Origin of the sequence: uncultured Ruminobacter sp. (assembly GCA_902764345.1) — a bacterium.
Taxonomy (GTDB): domain Bacteria; phylum Pseudomonadota; class Gammaproteobacteria; order Enterobacterales; family Succinivibrionaceae; genus Ruminobacter.
In genome coordinates this window covers 1-2,011 of sequence record CACWVT010000100.1, presented here as the reverse complement: position 1 = coordinate 2,011, position 2,011 = coordinate 1, and the positions used below count along the sequence as shown (strand labels likewise).

At 43.3% G+C, this 2,011-nt stretch carries 2 protein-coding genes; both read left to right on the top strand.

From position 1 onward, the window contains the following. Positions 1-228 precede the first annotated feature (228 nt). Entirely contained in the window at positions 229-651 is a 423-nt protein-coding gene (locus tag QZU58_RS10165; protein ID WP_294496509.1) for an HTH domain-containing protein, read from the top strand. Then, positions 648-1,643, top strand: a complete 996-nt coding sequence (locus tag QZU58_RS10160; RefSeq protein ID WP_294496507.1) for an IS3 family transposase — start codon at positions 648-650, stop codon at positions 1,641-1,643. Before QZU58_RS10165 ends, QZU58_RS10160 begins: the two co-directional genes overlap by 4 nt. Positions 1,644-2,011 lie beyond the last annotated feature (368 nt).

Here is a 2,011-nt window from a genome sequence, read left to right as displayed (position 1 = left end):
GTTTTGTTACATGGGGCGTGTGGTGATCACAACGCCTCTATCACACAAAATAAAGTGTCCCCCAAAAAGTAGACAGTAAAAATGCACCCACCCTGTAATCAATGAAGCGCAGGTAACTGTTATTGAGGGAATCCCAATTTGCAGACAGTGAATCTGCATCGTGGACACTGAAAATGCCTTGCAAATTCTCATGAGATGATATATAATTATCATGTAGGAGGAAAGGCAATGAACCCTGGATTATTCACAGGAGAGCAGATAAAAGCTCTCAGAGAAAACCCGTTTACGGATTTTGTCAGTGTGACTACGATACGATTCACAGTCGAATTCAAAGAAATGTTTGTCGCTGCGATGGACAGCGGAAAGACAATACGCAATATCTTTCGGGATTCCGGTTATGATCCTGATGTTCTTGGCAGAGAACGCATGAAGAGTTTTGCCCACAGAGTGCGTAAAGAACAGCGAAAAAACGGTGGATTTCACAATGGTTACAAGGAAAGGAAACAGCATCCGGATCTCGCTGATTATGCTTCTATGCCGCAGGAGGAAGCGATCCTTCGTATGCAGAACGAGATACTCTATCTGCATCAGGAGCTTGACTTCATAAAAAAAATTATCGAGCTGGACAGAAAGGGAGAGCAGAAGCCATGATCAAAAATTCTCCCACTGTGAAATTTGAACTTATCAGTCAGATGCTCGCTGATGAAAATAATGTCATGTCAGTCACTGAACTGTGCCGTATTGCAGGTGTTTCCCGTTCCGGTTATTATCGCTGGGTAGATGCCGCACCGGTCAGAAATGCCCGCGAAAATACTGACAGAGCAGATTTTGAATTGATACTTTCCGCATATCATAAACGTGGATATACGAAAGGTGCAAGAGGCATCTATATGTGCCTTATCCACATGAGTCCGCCTGTTGTTATGAATCTCAAAAAGATCAGAAGGCTGATGGACAAATACAGTCTGAAATGTCCGGTACGGAAAGCTAATCCTTATCGAAGGATGGCAAAAGCCATAAAGACAAACCATGTAGCTCAATATCTTCTCGACAGGAAATTTACGGAATTCGGGCCACGAATGGTTCTGCTTACCGACATCACATATCTTCCGTATAACGGGACGTTTGCGTTCCTGTCAACAATACTGGACGCATTCACCAGACAAGTTCTTGCCTATGTTATGAGCGATTCTCTGGAGGTCGATTTTGTGCTTGAAACAGTTGATCAGCTTATTAAAAAGCACGGTGTTTCGTTGAAAACAGAAACGCTGATCAACAGTGACCAGGGAAGTCATTACACGTCATGCAGCTTTATTCAGCTCATCAAAGACAAGGGGCTGAGGCAGTCCATGTCACATAGAGGAAACTGCTGGGACAATGCTCCACAGGAAAGCTTTTTCGGTCATATGAAAGATCACATAAAAACTAAACTGAACGGTTGTACAGAGTACGGTCAGGTAAAAGAGATCATTGATGATTATATTGACTACTACAATCGTGAGCGTTATCAATGGCAGTTAGCAAAGCTTTCACCTGACGAATTCTATGAATTTATCACAACAGGCATATATCCGCTGCCAATACCCAATGCTCCGACAGCGAAAAAATATTTAAACGCTGATACGTCAAAAGACATTAGCTAAAAACAAGATCACGAAAGGCGACCGCCACCCTTGACTGAACCTGAAAGAAATGCTTTGAAGTCGTTGCCGACGGTGACGAACTCAAGAACAGCTTATATAGTTCACCGTCGGGTCAGCCATTGTAGCATTTCTTTCAGAACCCGTCAAGGGCAAGCCGCCTGCGGCGGTGGCTGGTTTTGCCTCTGGTTCGGAATCTAAGAACAGCATATCTATCATGAGCAATTGCATCAGGCAGGGTTCATTTTATCTGTCCATGGTTGCAAAATTTTGTCCACGGTTTGGGGTACACTTTACCTTGATAACAGGTGTTCAGTTGAATGAATCAGAGACTAAGCTATAGTAAAATGAACCCACCTTCATGAAAATGA